This window comes from Desulfobulbaceae bacterium (genome assembly GCA_015231515.1).
Classification (GTDB): Bacteria; Desulfobacterota; Desulfobulbia; order Desulfobulbales; family VMSU01; genus JADGBM01.
On the sequence record JADGBM010000009.1, the window covers coordinates 1 to 16,021 of the forward strand.

Annotated in this window: 18 protein-coding genes; 16 read left to right on the plus strand and 2 right to left on the minus strand. The window is 45.7% G+C overall.

Going from position 1 to position 16,021, the window contains the following annotated elements; genetic code table 11:
- On the minus strand, positions 1-631 hold a 631-nt coding region (xseA, locus tag HQK80_02805), incomplete at its 3' end, for an exodeoxyribonuclease VII large subunit (protein MBF0221151.1).
- A 167-nt stretch (positions 632-798) separates the two neighbouring features.
- On the opposite strand from xseA, the gene HQK80_02810 reads away from it, so the two are divergent.
- The 16 genes from HQK80_02810 (at position 799) to HQK80_02885 (ending at position 15,600) form a co-directional block, all read left to right on the plus strand.
- Entirely contained in the window at positions 799-1,488 is a 690-nt protein-coding gene (locus tag HQK80_02810; protein ID MBF0221152.1) for a tetratricopeptide repeat protein, read from the plus strand.
- Positions 1,489-1,622: 134 nt separating this feature from the next.
- A complete protein-coding gene (locus HQK80_02815) occupies positions 1,623-2,495 on the plus strand; it encodes a pantoate--beta-alanine ligase (protein ID MBF0221153.1) in 873 nt (290 codons plus the stop codon).
- Entirely contained in the window at positions 2,485-2,847 is a 363-nt protein-coding gene (locus HQK80_02820) for an aspartate 1-decarboxylase (GenBank protein ID MBF0221154.1), read from the plus strand. The genes HQK80_02815 and HQK80_02820 overlap by 11 nt, the downstream gene beginning before the upstream one ends.
- Before the next feature lie 3 nt (positions 2,848-2,850).
- On the plus strand, positions 2,851-3,492 hold the full coding sequence (gene mqnB / locus HQK80_02825; GenBank protein ID MBF0221155.1) for a futalosine hydrolase: 642 nt from the start codon (positions 2,851-2,853) through the stop codon (positions 3,490-3,492).
- 142 nt (positions 3,493-3,634) lie between these two features.
- Entirely contained in the window at positions 3,635-4,471 is an 837-nt protein-coding gene (locus tag HQK80_02830; GenBank protein ID MBF0221156.1) for a 1,4-dihydroxy-6-naphthoate synthase, read from the plus strand.
- A 138-nt stretch (positions 4,472-4,609) separates the two neighbouring features.
- Positions 4,610-6,310 (plus strand): biosynthetic-type acetolactate synthase large subunit, encoded by a 1,701-nt coding sequence (gene ilvB, locus HQK80_02835; protein MBF0221157.1) that lies wholly within the window; start codon positions 4,610-4,612, stop codon positions 6,308-6,310.
- An 85-nt stretch (positions 6,311-6,395) separates the two neighbouring features.
- On the plus strand, positions 6,396-6,875 hold the full coding sequence (gene ilvN / locus HQK80_02840; GenBank protein ID MBF0221158.1) for an acetolactate synthase small subunit: 480 nt from the start codon (positions 6,396-6,398) through the stop codon (positions 6,873-6,875).
- A 105-nt stretch (positions 6,876-6,980) separates the two neighbouring features.
- A complete protein-coding gene (locus HQK80_02845) occupies positions 6,981-7,625 on the plus strand; it encodes a phosphatidylserine decarboxylase family protein (protein ID MBF0221159.1) in 645 nt (214 codons plus the stop codon).
- Positions 7,626-7,700: 75 nt separating this feature from the next.
- Positions 7,701-9,230, plus strand: coding sequence for a 2-isopropylmalate synthase (locus HQK80_02850; GenBank protein MBF0221160.1), 1,530 nt, complete (start codon positions 7,701-7,703; stop codon positions 9,228-9,230).
- A 102-nt stretch (positions 9,231-9,332) separates the two neighbouring features.
- Positions 9,333-10,358, plus strand: a complete 1,026-nt coding sequence (locus HQK80_02855; GenBank protein MBF0221161.1) for an aspartate-semialdehyde dehydrogenase — start codon at positions 9,333-9,335, stop codon at positions 10,356-10,358.
- 39 nt (positions 10,359-10,397) lie between these two features.
- Positions 10,398-10,988, plus strand: a complete 591-nt coding sequence (rsmD, locus tag HQK80_02860; protein MBF0221162.1) for a 16S rRNA (guanine(966)-N(2))-methyltransferase RsmD — start codon at positions 10,398-10,400, stop codon at positions 10,986-10,988.
- Between the two features lie 79 nt (positions 10,989-11,067).
- Entirely contained in the window at positions 11,068-11,589 is a 522-nt protein-coding gene (gene coaD / locus HQK80_02865) for a pantetheine-phosphate adenylyltransferase (protein MBF0221163.1), read from the plus strand.
- An 11-nt stretch (positions 11,590-11,600) separates the two neighbouring features.
- Positions 11,601-13,835 carry a molybdopterin-dependent oxidoreductase gene (locus tag HQK80_02870; GenBank protein MBF0221164.1) on the plus strand — a complete coding sequence of 745 codons (2,235 nt, stop codon included), beginning with the start codon at positions 11,601-11,603 and terminating at the stop codon, positions 13,833-13,835.
- The gene (locus HQK80_02875) at positions 13,828-14,256 is read left to right on the plus strand and encodes a Rieske 2Fe-2S domain-containing protein (protein MBF0221165.1); all 429 of its coding nucleotides are present in this window, start codon (positions 13,828-13,830) and stop codon (positions 14,254-14,256) included. Before HQK80_02870 ends, HQK80_02875 begins: the two co-directional genes overlap by 8 nt.
- A 78-nt stretch (positions 14,257-14,334) precedes the next feature.
- On the plus strand, positions 14,335-15,189 hold the full coding sequence (locus HQK80_02880; GenBank protein ID MBF0221166.1) for a cytochrome b N-terminal domain-containing protein: 855 nt from the start codon (positions 14,335-14,337) through the stop codon (positions 15,187-15,189).
- A 96-nt stretch (positions 15,190-15,285) separates the two neighbouring features.
- A complete protein-coding gene (locus HQK80_02885; protein ID MBF0221167.1) occupies positions 15,286-15,600 on the plus strand; it encodes a cupin domain-containing protein in 315 nt (104 codons plus the stop codon).
- Between the two features lie 25 nt (positions 15,601-15,625).
- On the opposite strand, the gene HQK80_02890 is transcribed toward HQK80_02885, so the two are convergent.
- A complete protein-coding gene (locus HQK80_02890) occupies positions 15,626-15,979 on the minus strand; it encodes a response regulator (GenBank protein ID MBF0221168.1) in 354 nt (117 codons plus the stop codon).
- Positions 15,980-16,021: the final 42 nt, after the last annotated feature.

Genomic DNA, 16,021 nt, shown 5'->3' on the forward strand with positions numbered 1-16,021 from the left:
TAACAATAACGTCTGCGACACCTCGATTGTTGGCTTGCTGGACAGCAGAAATTATCTCCTGGGCTGCCTCATTTCCTTGTACACGCACTGGGTAAATTTCTATGGGCAGAGAGGCGAACCTGGATCCTGAAATTTTCAAAAAATCATGTACTGCTGCACTTGTGGGGGAGGTTATTAAGGCAATTGCCCGAGGCAAAAATGGAATTTTCTTTTTATGTTCCGAGCTAAAAAGACCCTCGGCATCAAGCTTCTTTTTGAGCTGTTCAAAGGCAAGCTGCAACTCACCTTCGCCGGAAAATTCGATAGAGTCGACAGTGATTTGGTACTCACCTCGGGGTTCGTAGACTGAAATGCGGCCCCGGCAGATAATTTTATCGCCATTGGCAAGCTCTTTCGATAGATAGCGTTGCTGAGTTTTGAACAGGACAGCCTGAAGCTGGGAGGATTCGTCTTTGAGGGTAAAATAAAGGTGCCCGGAATAGGGTTTACGAATGTTGGAAACCTCGCCGCGCACTGAGATAAACGAAAAGCCGTTTTCTAAAATTAGTTTTATTGAACGGTTGATTTCCGTAACTGATTGAATGCTGTTGGCAGACCGCGGGCCGGAAAATGAACCAAAGAGTGTCGTCATGTTGTAATAAGGTGACCACAAAACAAATTTTTTTGTTGTTCAAAACGCAGATGAGTGGTTAATAGTAACCGTTGTTTTTAATGATACGCTAGCTTAGCATACAAATCAATATTCACTTTTAATTTGAAAGTTTTATGGTGCTGTTATTTACAGCGCAAAGGATACTTATGGCTAAATCAGATGTTTTTAATAAGAAACACGAAGATACCCTGGCGCATGATAAACGAGCGATTCTTGAAGAGATGAATCTGCCGCCTGCTTTAATTACTTTTATTCGAAGTAACTCTAAAAACATTAAGATTGTGATTGCTGTTTTGTTTGTTGGTCTTCTGGCCTGGGAGGGTTTTGCCAAGTACAGTTCTGTGCAGCGCGAAAAATCTTCGACAATGCTTTACGATGCTATTTCGGCTGATGATACTGCGGTTCAGGCCGAGCAGCTTAAAGAGCTTGCCGACAAGTATGCAAGCTCCGGAAGCGCCGTTTGGGCACAGGTTGAATTGGGGCACTTAGCCCTTAAAGATGGAAAGTATCAAGAGGCCGCCGGCTTTTATGCATCAGCTTTAGACAACCTTTCCTCGAAAAATCCGTTGTATCCTCTTGTGCAATTCAGTTTAGCGCAAGCCTATGAGAACCTTGCCGATACTGTGAAGGCAAAACAAATCTATAAGGAACTTATTGAGATACCTGGATTCGCTTCCGAGGGCCATTTAGGTCTCGGTCGGATAGCTGAGGAGGCGGGGGACTTTAAGCAGGCCTTAACACAGTATCAGGGGTATGTTAATCTGCCGGATGTGGGCCCTGGTCCAACAAAAGATTGGGTAGAAGGTCGTATATCTCAACTCAAAGGGGTTCAGTGACCTTAATTCTTCACTGCTCGGATTAACTAATTACAAGAAAGATTTGCCATATAAAAGGCGGCTCGCCCCCGAGTTGCCGGGCCAAATTCTTTTTTAATTTTTAGTCTGTTCTCGGAAATCACCAAAATCAAAATATGGAAGTTATTACTACCCCTAAGGAGATGACTGCCTGGTCAAACAGGCAGATTTCCGCCAACAAGACTATTGCTCTTGTACCTACTATGGGTTGTTTTCATGAGGGTCACTTGGCCCTTATGCGAGAGGCAGCCAGTCGTGCCGATCGGGTCGTAACAAGTTTGTTTGTGAATCCGCTTCAGTTTGGTCCAAACGAAGATTTTGACGCATACCCGCGAACCTTTAATGAGGACAGGGAAGGGGCTCAGGCGAGTGGTGTCCATGTTCTTTTTGCCCCCGAAAGATCGACGCTTTACCCGGAAGGTTTTAGCTGTAACCTTGTGGTTGGGGACCTGACCAAGAATCTTTGTGGCGGTTCTCGCCCCGGTCATTTCGATGGGGTGACAACTGTCGTGGGTAAGCTGTTTAATATTGTTAAGCCCCAGGTGGCTGTATTTGGCCAAAAAGATTTTCAGCAGCTGGCGGTGATCAGAAAGATGGTAACGGAGATGAATTGGGATGTTACTCTTATTGGTCACCCGATTGTTCGTGAGCCAGACGGTTTGGCGATGAGTTCCCGTAATAAATATCTGAATCCTGGTGAACGGATGTCGGCCTTGTGCCTTTCTGCGGCCCTAGAGGCTGCACGGAGTTCAGTTGCACAAGGGGAAAGGGATGCTGAAGTTATTATTGAAAAGGCAGTTGAATGTATTAATGCAGTAAAGTTTACTGAAATTGATTATATATCGGTAGTTAATGATTTAACCCTTATCGAGCAGAAACAAGTCTGTTCCAGCTCGGTAATGGCTCTGGCGGTGAGAGTTGGAAAGACCCGATTGATTGACAACGGGTATCTGGTGGCTATACCTGTGAGGAGTATTTATGAAACGTGATATGCTAAAATCAAAAATTCATCGTGCCACGGTAACGCAGTCCCATCTCAGTTATGAGGGAAGTCTGTCGGTTGACCGGAATTTGATGGATGCTGTTGGTTTGGTGGCTTTTGAGAAAATTGGTGTATATAACATTAATAACGGTGAACGCTTCGAAACGTACGTTATTGAGGGTGAGCGCGGAAGTGGAATTATCGGGCTAAACGGTGCCGCATCTCGTAAGGGCCTGGTTGGCGATTTGGTAATTATCGTGAGTTACGCAGCCTTTACCGATGATGAGCTGGTGAACTATAAACCGCAGATTGTTGTGCTCAATCAAGATAACAGCATCAAAGCTATCTGTGAAAAATAGACTATGCTATTGCTCGCAGCAGCAACAGAGCTTGAACTAAAACCACTCACTGATTTGCTCGGTCAGCACAATACGTATTGCCACCTTATTACAGGGGTAGGGTTACTCGAGACAGCCATTACCCTGACCAGCTTTATAGGCTCAACTCGCGGTAGAACTGTCAGCGGCGTAGTTAATTTTGGGGTTGCCGGGGGGTTTCACCAAACAGGAGTCAAGCTGCTGGATATCTGCCTTGCCGAAAATGAGCGCCTGGCTGACCTGGGAATATGTTATGGCGACCGCATTGAGGCCTTTGATTCTCTTGATCTCCCTACTTTCTGGGAGGCCGATCGGGCCATGCTGTCTGCTGCATCTTCAGCCGTTTATGGCTCGGGACTGACTTCCCGGAAAGGTTCGTTTATCTCTGTTAATGGGGTGAGTGGCAGCGACAGTCGAGCGGAATTTTTTTGGAAACGCTTTCAGCCGCTGTGTGAAAACATGGAAGGTGCGGCGGTTATGAGGGTTTGCCAACAGTTTGATCTGCCATGCCTGGAAGTAAGGGCGATAAGTAATTTTGTTGAAAACAGGAACCCGGCCTCCTGGAAACTTGAGGAGGCTGCCGTTCAATGTGCTAAAGCTGTTGCCTGCATCGTTGAATCGTTGTAAGAGTTCCCTGAACTGTTACCGTAATGATCTAACCCCGATGAACGGGATAAGTGCCTTTCGCAGAGTATTTTCTTGTAAAAAAAAACAAGAAAATACTCTGTAAGGCACTAATAATCTCAAGCATCAGGATATTGACCGCCGAATGTATCCATCGCTCTCTCTTGCATTTTCTCCCTGTCCCAACGATACCTTTATCTTTAACGCCCTGGTGAACGGCATGACGCGCCCAGACGGGTTTTCCTTGTCTGAAGTGCACTATGAAGATGTAGAGACCCTGAATCTCTGGGCAATGAGCGCTGAAATGGACATTACCAAACTGTCCTTTCATGCCTTGGGGCACGTGTTGGACTCCTATGAGTTGTTATGTTCCGGGAGTGCTTTAGGGCGAGGATGCGGCCCATTACTTGTCTGCAAAAAAGGGGCTCGGTTTTCCAGCCCCAAAGCAGTTGCGATTCCCGGCAGATTTACTACGGCGTCACTACTTTTAAAGATGTGTTTTCCTGAGTTTACACAGCTCAAAGAGATGCGCTTTGATCAGATTATGCCGGCAATTGTTTCTGGATCAGTTGAGGCCGGTGTTATTATACATGAAAGTCGATTTACCTATCGGCAACACGGATTGGAGTTGGTTCAGGACCTGGGTTTGTGGTGGGAGGAGACAACCGGTTTCCCAATCCCTCTGGGGGGTATTGCTGTTCGCAAGGATTTAGGGCCTGAACTTATTGCAAAAATTGATGGGAGTGTTCGACAGAGCTTGCAGTGGGCGCGTCAGAATCCTGAAAAATGCCACGATTATATTAAACGATATGCTCAAGAGCTTGATGATACCGTTATTGCCAATCATATTAATCTATATGTAAATGATTTTTCCGTTAATCTTGGTCATGAAGGCCTTGCTGCCATCCATGAATTCCTGGACAGGGGTTATGGTTGCGGTGCTTTCCCCGGCAGGGCTTCTCAGGTTTGCCTTAAGTGCTGAGCGGGGTAACTGTCGAAACACAAAAATAGCTTGTTGACATCTCCGGCAATGCGGATATATTTGATGGTTCGTTTAAGGAGTTTAGTGAATAGCGCTTATAGTATGGTTTATTAATCTAAATATTAGGATAATACGTTTATGCAAATCACTGGTGCACAGGCCCTATTGAAATGCCTGAAAGAACAAAATGTCAGTTGTATCTTTGGATTCCCAGGTGGAGCAGTCATAGATATCTATGACGAGTTACTTAAGGATAAAGAGATAACCCATGTCTTAGTCCGTCATGAGCAGGCAGCTGTACACGCTGCAGATGCCTATGCCAGAACAAAAGGTGATGTCGGGGTTGCGCTTGCCACATCTGGTCCTGGTGCCACCAACACTGTAACTGGAATAGCTTCGGCATATCTTGACTCAATTCCAATGGTTGTCTTTACTGGTCAGGTTCCAACAGCTTTAATTGGTAATGATGCATTCCAGGAAGTAGATATTGTTGGAATCACCAGACCCTGCACGAAGCATAATTATCTGGTCAAAGACGTTAACGATCTCATCCCAACAATTCGGGAGGCATTTCATATCGCTCGCACTGGTCGCCCCGGACCAGTACTTATAGATTTGCCCAAGGATGTGATGGTTGCTAAGGTTACTTTCACGGAGAATGCTCCGGTTAAGATGCGAACGTATCGTCCAAACTATGAGCCACATTCAGGACAGATCGAAAAAGCCTGTAAGGCCATTTTTAAAGCTAAAAAACCCGTCCTTTATGCCGGTGGTGGAGTTATTGCTTCAAAGGCAAGTAAGGAGCTTACCGAGCTAGCCAAGAAGCTTAATATTCCTGTCACCATGACTCTTATGGGGCTTGGAGGTTTTCCGGGAACGGACCCTCTTTCTATGGGTATGCTTGGTATGCATGGTACATATTACGCCAATATGGCGGTGGCAAACTGCGATATGCTTATTGCCGTCGGTGCACGTTTTGATGATCGTGTAACTGGAAAAATTTCTGCCTTTGCACCACACGCAAAAATTATTCATATTGATATTGATCCTTCATCAATAAGTAAAAATGTCAAGGTTGATATCCCGATTGTTGCCGACTGTAAGAACGCACTGGCGGGGATAAATGCCTGGCTGGACAAGACCAAAGAGTTTAATGTCAAGGAGCAGGCTGCCATTCATGAGCCATGGCTTGCTCAGATTAAAGAGTGGAAGACTGAACATCCACTTGGATACATTGAAGAGACTGATGTTATAAAACCACAGTTTGTTGTTCAAAAGCTCCATGAGTTGACTGGTGGTGATGCCATTATTACCACGGAAGTTGGGCAGAACCAGATGTGGGCCGCGCAGTTCTATCACTTCAATAAACCGAATCATTTTATGACTTCCGGTGGTCTTGGTGTTATGGGCTATGGATTCCCTGCTGCAATTGGCGCCCAGATGGCAGCGCCTGATAAGGTTGTTATCGATATCGCCGGCGATGGCAGTATTCAGATGAATATTCAGGAACTTGCCACTGCACGGCAGTATAAATGTCCTGTCAAAATTGCCATCTTGAATAATAGTTATTTGGGAATGGTTCGGCAGTGGCAGGAACTTTTTTATAACAAACAGTATTCGGCCACCGTCCTTGATGTCGCACCTGATTTTGTTAAACTTGCAGAGGCCTATGGTGCAGTCGGACTGCGCGCAACTAAGCCAAGTGAAGTTGAACCGGTAATCAAGGAAGCTTTGGCTACCAACAATACCGTTATCATGGATTTTGTTATCAGCAGAGAAGAGGGAGTCTATCCGATGGTTCCTGCTGGCAAGGCCACTACCGAAATGCTGCTGGTGTGATTCTCCCTTGTTGCGATGACAGGCAGTTGCTAAAAGTATAAAGGCTTTTGTAAGCGTTTAATGATCTAATGAATAGGAAAAACAAATGAGACATACCTTATCTGTATTACTGCAAAATAAACCTGGAGTACTCTCCAGGGTAACTGGATTGTTTAGTGGACGTGGGTTCAATATAGAGAGTCTTTCTGTGGCTACTACTCTTGAAAAAGAGGTTTCGTGCCTGACGCTGGTGACAAGCGGCGATAACGCAATTATTGAACAAATCACCAAGCAACTTCACAAACTTATTGATGTAATTAAGGTTACTGATATGAGTGAACATGAATATGTTGAACGTGAGATGGCCATTATCAGGGTCAAGGCTGAGGCGGGTACAAGGGCTGAGGTGCTACGCGTTATCGACATTTTCCGGGGTAAAGTTGTTGATGTAAGTCCTAAAACATACGCTGTTGAGATAACCGGTAATGCCAACAAGATACAGGCGGTAATTGATATTTTACGCCCTATAGGCATTCAGGAGATAGTCAGGACTGGTACCGCAGCCATGACCAGGGCGATAAAGTAATTAATTCACACAGCACGCACAACCTGTTTTATTTTTTGAGGGTGTGATTTTAACCCGAAGCACTACTTCTTTAAGTGGTGCTTTGTTGTTTTATTGGTAACTACTATGAAAAATCCACGAGTTCCAGTTGCCCGAGAGGGTTATCCTTTTATCCTGTTTGCGGCCTTTGTGACAATTGTCACCGCCTTACTTGGCTATGGCCTTACCGCAATTGGCGGGATAGTCCTTACTGGTTTTACGCTCTACTTCTTCAGGGATCCGGAGCGTTGGGTAACAGATGATCCGGAGGCTCTTGTTTCACCTGCCGATGGAAAGGTAATTGTCGTTAAGAAGGTTTTTGATGATAAATTTGTCAAGGCCGAGGTCTATAAGATCAGTGTTTTTATGGATGTTTTTAATGTGCATGTAAATCGGGCCCCTTTTTCTGGGACGGTTGATGAAATTATCTACACTCCAGGGCAGTTTTATTCTGCCAATACTAACCGAGGGGCTTTGGAAAATGAGACCTGCGCCGTCATTCTTAAGACCGATACTGATCGCAAACTGGCCTTTGTCCAGATGGCTGGCCTGATCGCACGTCGAATTGTCTGCTGGGCGGAAAAAGGTGATACTTTAGTGAAAGGCGAAAGGTTTGGTCTTATTCGTTTTGGTTCTCGGGTTGATCTATACCTTCCGGTTGATACAAAAATTGCTGTGAAACTTGGAGACAAGATTAAGGCTGGTGAGACCATACTAGGGTATTTGTCATAGGTGATTATCTCTCTTCTGAACAGCTAAAAGTACTAGTGCTGAGGATTTACAATGAGTAAAAACAGCGATCAATCAATGAATCGAGAAAAAATATTTATATTTGACACAACCTTGCGTGATGGTGAACAGTCTCCCGGCGCCAGCATGAATATGCAGGAAAAATTTCGATTGGCCCAGCAGTTTGTAAAACTTAAAGCTGATGTCATTGAGGCAGGATTTCCCGTTGCCTCAAAGGGTGATTTTAGTTGTGTAAAGAATATTGCTGACAATATAAAGGGCATTCAGGTGGCAGGCCTGGCCCGTTGTAATGAGAAAGATATTGATACGGCTTGGCAGGCCCTTAAAAACGGTGAAAATTCAAGAATTCATACATTTCTGGCTACTTCAGATATTCATTTGAAGCATAAGCTGAAGATGAGTCGTGATCAGGTCCTCGACTTAGCGGTTGCCTCTGTCAAGCATGCCGCAAAATACACCTCCAATGTTGAATTCTCTGCGGAAGACGCCTCGCGAAGTGATCTTGATTTTGTCTGTAAAGTTTTTGAGGCTGTTATCAAGGCTGGTGCCACGACCCTTAACTTCCCTGATACTACCGGCTATGCCATGCCGGATGAGTTTGGCGCTCAGATTCGATATCTGATTGAAAATATCCCAAGTATTCATAAGGCCGTTTTAAGTGTCCATTGCCACAATGATCTGGGCTTAGCTGTTGCTAACTCCTTGTCTGCGATCAGGGCTGGCGCCCGCCAGGTAGAGTGTACCATGAATGGCATTGGCGAGAGGGCTGGTAACACAGCCATGGAAGAAGTGGTTATGGCACTTCGCACCAGAGCTGATCAGGCAAATGTCTACACGGACATTGTCACCGAGTATATTCACCCGACCAGTCGTATGGTGAGTACAATTACTGGTATGGTCGTACAGCCGAACAAGGCGATAGTTGGTGCTAACGCCTTTGCTCACGAGTCCGGTATTCATCAGGATGGAATGCTCAAGGAACGCAGTACCTATGAAATAATGAACCCGATCGATATTGGCCTTACCCAGGGCTCACTGGTTTTGGGTAAGCATTCCGGCCGCCATGCTCTAAAGGACAGGGTCGAAACACTGGGTTATAGTTTGGGATCAGACGAAATTGACAGGGTGTTTAACCGCTTTAAAGAGGTGGCGGATGTCAAAAAAGATATGTTTGACGAGGATCTTGAAGCCATTATTATGGATGAAGTTCTTCGAGTTCCCGAATCGTATGAGTTGTTGTCACTTGGAGCTATGAGTGGCAGCAAAACCCTGCCGACATCTGCGGTTATGCTCAAAGTTAATGGCGAGCAGGTTACGGGTGCATCATTGGGAGTTGGGCCTATTGATGCCACCTTTAAAGCTATCGCCAACTTGACGGGCACCAAGAGTAAACTTCTCTACTTTGCTGTCAGTTCGATTACCGGCGGTACTGATGCTCAAGGGGAAGTGATGGTGCGTATAGAAGACGAGAGTGGCAAAGTTGTTCTGGGACAGGGAGCAGACCCTGATATAATTACAGCTGCCGCCAAAGCCTATCTTAATGGTCTTAATCGCCTTGAGTTTTTAAAACAGACTCGCGACAAATAACTTACTATCAAGAATTGGGGCATGGGGTGTTGCAAATGTGTTGCCTGTCTGTGGAAGTGAGTCCTTTAAACCTATAATAATACAAAAGTTGTGGAGCAGAAAATGAGTAGAGAAAATGGATATAATATTGCCATAGCTGGTGCAACAGGCGCAGTCGGTGGTGCCATGCTGGAAACGCTTGAACGAAGAAACTTTCCGATTAACGAGTTGCGGCTGTTGGCTTCTGAGAGGTCGGTAGGCAAAAAGCTCAAATTCAGGGGGAAAGAGATAGCGGTTGGGCTGTTGAGCACGGATGCCTTTGCTGGTATTGACGTGGCCTTGTTTTCGGCTGGTGCTACACGGTCATTTGATTTTGCGCCGGCAGCTGCCGCGGCAGGGGCAATTGTTGTTGATAATTCAAGTGCCTTTCGCATGGATCCAGAGATTCCACTTGTTGTGCCAGAGGTCAATAAACATGCGATTGCTCAGTACAAAAAACGAGGGATTATTGCAAACCCTAACTGTTCTACCATTCAGATGCTGGTTGCCTTAAAACCTATTTATGATAAGGTTGGCATCAAGCGAATAGTTGTTTCTACGTATCAGGCTGTTTCCGGAACCGGGGCTGCCGCGATTGAGGAACTGCACCAACAGATGCGTGACTGGGCAGCGGGAAAACCCTTGGTAAATAAAGTATATCCTCATCAGATTGCCTTTAACTGTATCCCCCATATCGATTCATTTCTTGATAACGGCTACACGAAAGAAGAGATGAAGATGGTCAATGAGACCATCAAAATTTTTGAAGATTCTACCATCGGTGTGACGGCGACAACGGTCAGAGTGCCTGTTGTTTACGGACACTCCGAGGCCGTCAACATCGAGACCAAAGAGAAAATCAGTGCGGCGCAGGTAAAAGAGCTGCTTTCTGATGCGCCAGGCGTGAGACTAGTCGATGATGTTGCAAATAGCCGATATCCCATGGCGCTTGATTGCGCTGGTAAGTTTGAAACACTGGTCGGCCGTATACGTGAGGATGAGTCAATTGCGAATGGCATCAATCTTTGGGTTGTTTCAGATAACATCCTCAAGGGTGCTGCCTTGAATGCGGTGCAGATCGCCGAAGTTCTTATAGAGGAATATGTGTAATCAGTTTTCTGCGGTCTTCTGCGATGTTGAGGTTTAACTTTGCGTGTTATTGCCGGTAGCGCCAGGGGGCGCAGACTGTTTTCTCCCGAAGGCAACTCCAAGAAGCACGCAATTCGGCCAACCTCTGATCGTTGCCGTGAATCCGTATTTAATATTCTGGGCAATGAACGGGTAAAAGGATGTCGGGTTCTCGATCTGTTTGCCGGAACCGGTGCCTTGGGCATCGAAGCCTTAAGTAGAGGTGCAGGTGAAACCGTTTTTGTCGACAGTGGCACTGAATCGCTGACCCTGATTAAAAGAAATCTGCAAGCTATAGGCTTTTTGTCATATCAGCTCTTTAAGCGCGATATTACAAAGGGCCTTTTTTTTTTAGGTAAGAGAACTGCAGAGCCTGTAAATGGCGAGCAGGTTGGGTTTGATCTGGTTTTTCTTGACCCACCGTATCAGAAAAATTATTGTAATCAGGTGTTGACTGAACTATGTGATAATGGTTTGGTTAATTTGGGCGGTGTGGTTGTTTGTGAGGAGTATCGGGCGTGCGAGCTTCCAGAACAAAGTGGCATACTGACAGTTTACGACAAAAGGGTTTACGGTGACACCGGCTTTTGGTTTTATACCCGTAAGGCATAAAATTGCTCGGCTCTGTCGCCTTTCTAGAAAAAACATAACGCCCGTCTGCAAACGCTAATTTAACAAATCAACCAGATTCATGTCCGAATACGAACCTTTTTTATCTGAAAAAACAAGTGAGAGGATTGCTGTTTATCCCGGCAGCTTTGATCCGATTACGATGGGCCACCTTGATATCATCGAAAGAGCCTTGTATGTTTTCGATCGAGTTATCATTGCTGTGGCTAGAAATCCCTCCAAAAAGGCGCTGTTTTCCCTTGAGGAGCGCCTTGAAATGATCAATAACTGTTTTCCTGAATCCAAGAACAATATCCAGGTTGATTGGGTGGATGGACTTATTGTCGATTACGCCTATCGAAAAGGGGCCAGGGCGATTGTTCGTGGTATGCGTGCTGTTTCCGACTTTGAATTTGAATTTCAGATGGCGCTCATGAACAGAAGGCTTGAACGAGACGTTGAGACAGTTTTTTTAATGACCGGCTTTCGGTGGATATATATCAGTTCCAGTATTATTAAAGACGCAGCTCGGCATGGTGGCGATATCAGTGGTCTGGTTCCAGACCACGTCTGTGAAAAGCTGCGTGAAAAATTTATGAAGTAACGGAACATTTTATGGGCTTGACCAGAAGAGAGTTTTTAAAACATAGCGGACTAACTGCCAGCATGCTTCCTTTGGCCCGTTACGCAAATGCCGCTCAGCAAAATGATGGTTTGGCACCAGCAGGTGACCTGCTGGCCGAAGATGGGCAGCGCCTTCATTCTGTATGTGGTCTGTGCAAGGCAAAGTGCCTGATTACGGGCGTGGTTCAGGGTGGACGACTTATACGTATTGAGGGCAATCCTGAGTCACCATCGACAAACGGCAAGATATGTGCGCGGGGACTGGCTGCCACCAAAATGCTCTATGATTCCGATCGGTTGAAATACCCCTTAAAACGTGTTGGGGCCAGAGGTGAAGGGAAGTGGGCACGTATCGGCTGGGGAGAAGCTATTGATACAATTTTTCTGCACCTGGAGAAAACGCTTGCCCAGAAAGGGCCAGACGGCTTGGCCTTGTTCCATAATGGCTCATCCTCCCGGTACATCGATGAGCTTTTTGCAGACCTTGGTTGTCGGCACCGTAATGCCTCTTCTCAGGAGTTATGTCACAAAAATCAGGAGACTGCCTACGCCTTAACCGGACAAAAAATAGTTGATGGTGCTGGGGCCTTTGATGGAGCCCGCTGCATTGTTCTTTTAGGGTCACATTTTGGTGAAAATGTTCAGGTTCCCCTGTTGCGGAGTTTTTCCAAGGCCATAGCTCAGGGGGCTAAACTTGTTGTCGTTGATCCGCGGGTTTCTACTGTGGCTTCAAAGGCCGATTATCATCTGCTGATTCGACCCGGCACCGATACTGCGCTGTTATTGGGATGGTTGAAATATATTATTGAAGGTGGCCTCTATAATCGGGATCAGGTCAATAGACGGATATCGGATCTGGACCGTTTTCAGGATCAGCTTCGTGACTATAGTTTGACCGATATTGCCAGTATTTGTGATATTGAAGTCGCAGACATTAAGCGGACGGCTGAACTCATCGCCAGCTCGGCACCGGAAAGCGTTATTTATCCAGGTCAGTTTTCAGGCTGGTACGGTAATGATGTACAGCGCTTACGGGCTCAAGCTATATTGACCGCCATGGTTGGCTCGCCCAATGAGATTGCCCGAACTGTTGAGCCGATGTTGAGAACCCAAATTGCTGATCAGCAGGAAAAACTTTCGGCAACAATTTTTAGAAAAATTCTATCAGAGGATATAACCTTTATTACCTGTTGGGGGCAAAATCCTTTTCAGTCGGCAGTCAACCCATATCGCGTTCAGTCGGCCTTTGCAAAGGCTCAGTTTATAGTTACCTGCGATATCTATCCATCGGAAACTTCGTTATATGCGGATATAATCCTGCCGGAAGCAACCTTTCTTGAGCGCTCTGACGGTGCCGAAATTATCGAAACGGCAGATTTCCAGATTGTGGCGACCAAACAGCCTTTAGTTGAACCGCGTTTTGCTGTCAAAGATCCGTATTGGATAGTTAAGCAGCTCAGCTCCCGGCTTGGGAAAGGCGAAAATTTTCATTTTGATTCGGTAGATGAACGAACTCAATTTGAAATGGCCGGTCTGGGTGTTTCATTGGTTGATATCAAGAAAAATGGTTTCGCGAGAATTCGGCCAACCAACGGAGTTGCTGATGAGAGTGCTGACGCCTCGCCGGTTGTGCCAATCGCCCTGTTCTCTGTAGAGCTTCAGGAGAGAGGAGTGGCGCCGCTACCACTGTTTGAGCCTGTACAGCTCCCTCCTCCCGGGTATAGCCGTCTCGTCTCAGGTCGATCGCCTGTTCACTCGAATTCGACTACTGCGAATATCAGTTGGCTCTCTGAGGAAAACCCTGAGCCTGAACTTTGGCTTAATGATCGAGTGGCGAAGAAGTTAGGTGTTCACGATAATCAGTATCTCTTTCTGGAAAATCAGGATGGTATTCGCTCTTTAAAGCCCGTGCGCGTCAAGGTTACACCTGGTATTCGGGTTGATACGGTATTTTTACCCCATGGGTTCGGCTGCAAGTCTCCATTTATGACCAAGGCCTTTAACCATGGAGTTTCCGACGCCTCTCTGGTGACCAGATCCGTGCCTGACCCTGTTTCTGGAGTGCGAGGCATACGGTCTAACTTTGTGAGGTTTGTTAAAAACGGAGAGCCTCTTTCTATTCCAGACCTTGATAATCCTCCTGAAATTCTTAAACAGTACCAAAAGTGGTGGCTTGATTCGTTTGGTAGTTTTGAAAAAGGCGACCAGCGCAAGCTCTATGTCTGACCATACGACACCTGCACAAACAACAAGACGCAGCACCCTCGTCAGTGGCGGTCGATGGCTGACGGCACTGGTCGTGGGCGCAACCCTTTACCCCTTTATACGTTTTATAAATTTTAAGCTCCCCAAGAAACCAGTTCACATACAGGTCAATAAAGATCTTGCTGTCGGTGCATTTCATCTTGATAAGGATTTTATTCTTTTTGTCGACGCACAAGGGCCCTGGGCAGTTTCTCGAAAATGTACGCACCTTGGCTGTAGCGTTTTCTATAATGAGACCAGCCAGCAACTCGTCTGCCCATGCCACCAGAGTAAATTTTCAGTTAAAGGCCTGAGGCTAGACGGACCTGCTGTGAAAAACTTACAACGTTATGAAGTCAAGAAAATGACTGGCGACCAGAAGGGCTTCATTGTTACTGTTTAAAAGCAGAACATAACGATCTCCGCGCCTTTCTACTAGTGTCATTGTGGCCCATATCGTAGTCAACCAATTGTACCTATTATGAATTTCTTTAAGAGTATCCTGTCAATTCAGTGGGGGGCAAAAAGTCTAGTAGCTCTCTATCTCTCGGTCTTTTCGGGTATTGCCGTCTCTTTGCACTATGACCCCGCTGCACCCTATTATTCTGCAAGCAGTTTGGATATCCTGGTCCCCTTTGGTGATTTTTGGCGATCACTTCACTTTTATGCAAGTCAACTCTTTGTTCTCTTTCTTGTTGTTCATCTGCTGGTTGTAATTGTTGAGGGCGAATTCAAGTCACTCACGCCGCGTCGGTGGACGCTGCTCATCTTAGCGTCTGCGGTAAGTATACTGCTTTTATTTACGGGCTATGTCTTGCGGGATGACGCAACCGGCAAAGCCGCAGGCGCTATTGCCGAAAATATCATGTTGTCTATACCTATTTTGGGCACTGCCGTTAACTCCCTTATTTTCTCAATGTCAGAGGTGGGGATGGGGCGTGTGTATGCAAACCATATGGTTGGCTTGTGCGTCTTGTGGATTTTTCTTTCCTGGGAGCACCTTAGACGATACACGGTGAATTGGCGAAACCATCCTTGGCTGGTTATACTGGTGATCCTGTTTTGCGCATTTGTAAAGGCGCCAATGGAACCGGATCAAGTAGGGGTGTTTCATATCAGTGGCCCCTGGTTCTTTATGGGCTTGCAGGAGATTCTCCGCTATATTCCACCTTTTTGGGCAGGCATAATCTGGCCGGGTCTGTTGATTATCGCTCTTATTTTTTTATATCCTCAATACAATCTAAAGAAGCCCCTTCTGATCTTTATCGGTTTCTGGTTTTTGCTCTATCTGGTTTTTTCGTTGATTGCCTTGAAAAATATCCTATCATTGACTTAGGTCAATACAGTTTTTGCCGCTCGTTGGTAGATTGAAGTTGATGGCACGATGTCATTTGGCAAGACAACTGAAAATAGTTAACCAAAGGGGATGATTATGAAGAAAATTGAACTAGATACGACTCGAGAGTTTAATCCCATCGCAATTAAGAATTTTGTGCTCCACGATTCGCCCTATTTTAAAATTATAAATTTTAATATCCGGGCAGGTCAACTTTTTCCGGTGCACTCTCATCAACTTGACGGGCAGCTGAGTATTGTTGTTATTGAGGGGGAAGGGGAGTTCTTGAACGATACTGAGGCCATACCCGCCAAAACAGGGGATATGCTGATATCAGATATAAGTGAACCACACGGTGTAAAAGCGAAAACCGATATGAGAATCCTGGTAACGATTGCACCGCCTATATGAAAACGTATACCGACGGTGATGGTGTTTACTTGTTGAGTACGGTTTCGATAGCTTTAAGAAGATCATTTAAGCCGATTGGTTTGGTCAGGAAACAGTCGGCTGCTTTCAAGGCCTCTTCAAAATTTTGTTCCATGTAGCCGGAAAAAACAATAACTTTTATATCCGGGTATAACTCTCTGGCCTTGGTCATAAGTTCAATGCCATTGATTCCTTCCATTAAATAATCGGTAACGATTATGTCATAGGGCTTTTTCTGCAGGTAAGAGACTGCTTCAGCGCCGCTGACCGCAGAAGTCACGTCGTAATTTGATTTCTGCAAATTACGGCTTAAAGCCTGTCGTATAACATCTTCATCGTCTACTAATAAGAGTGTTTTCATTGCCGTTTATGTTTGGTTTGTCTATGGTACTGATTTTATTAA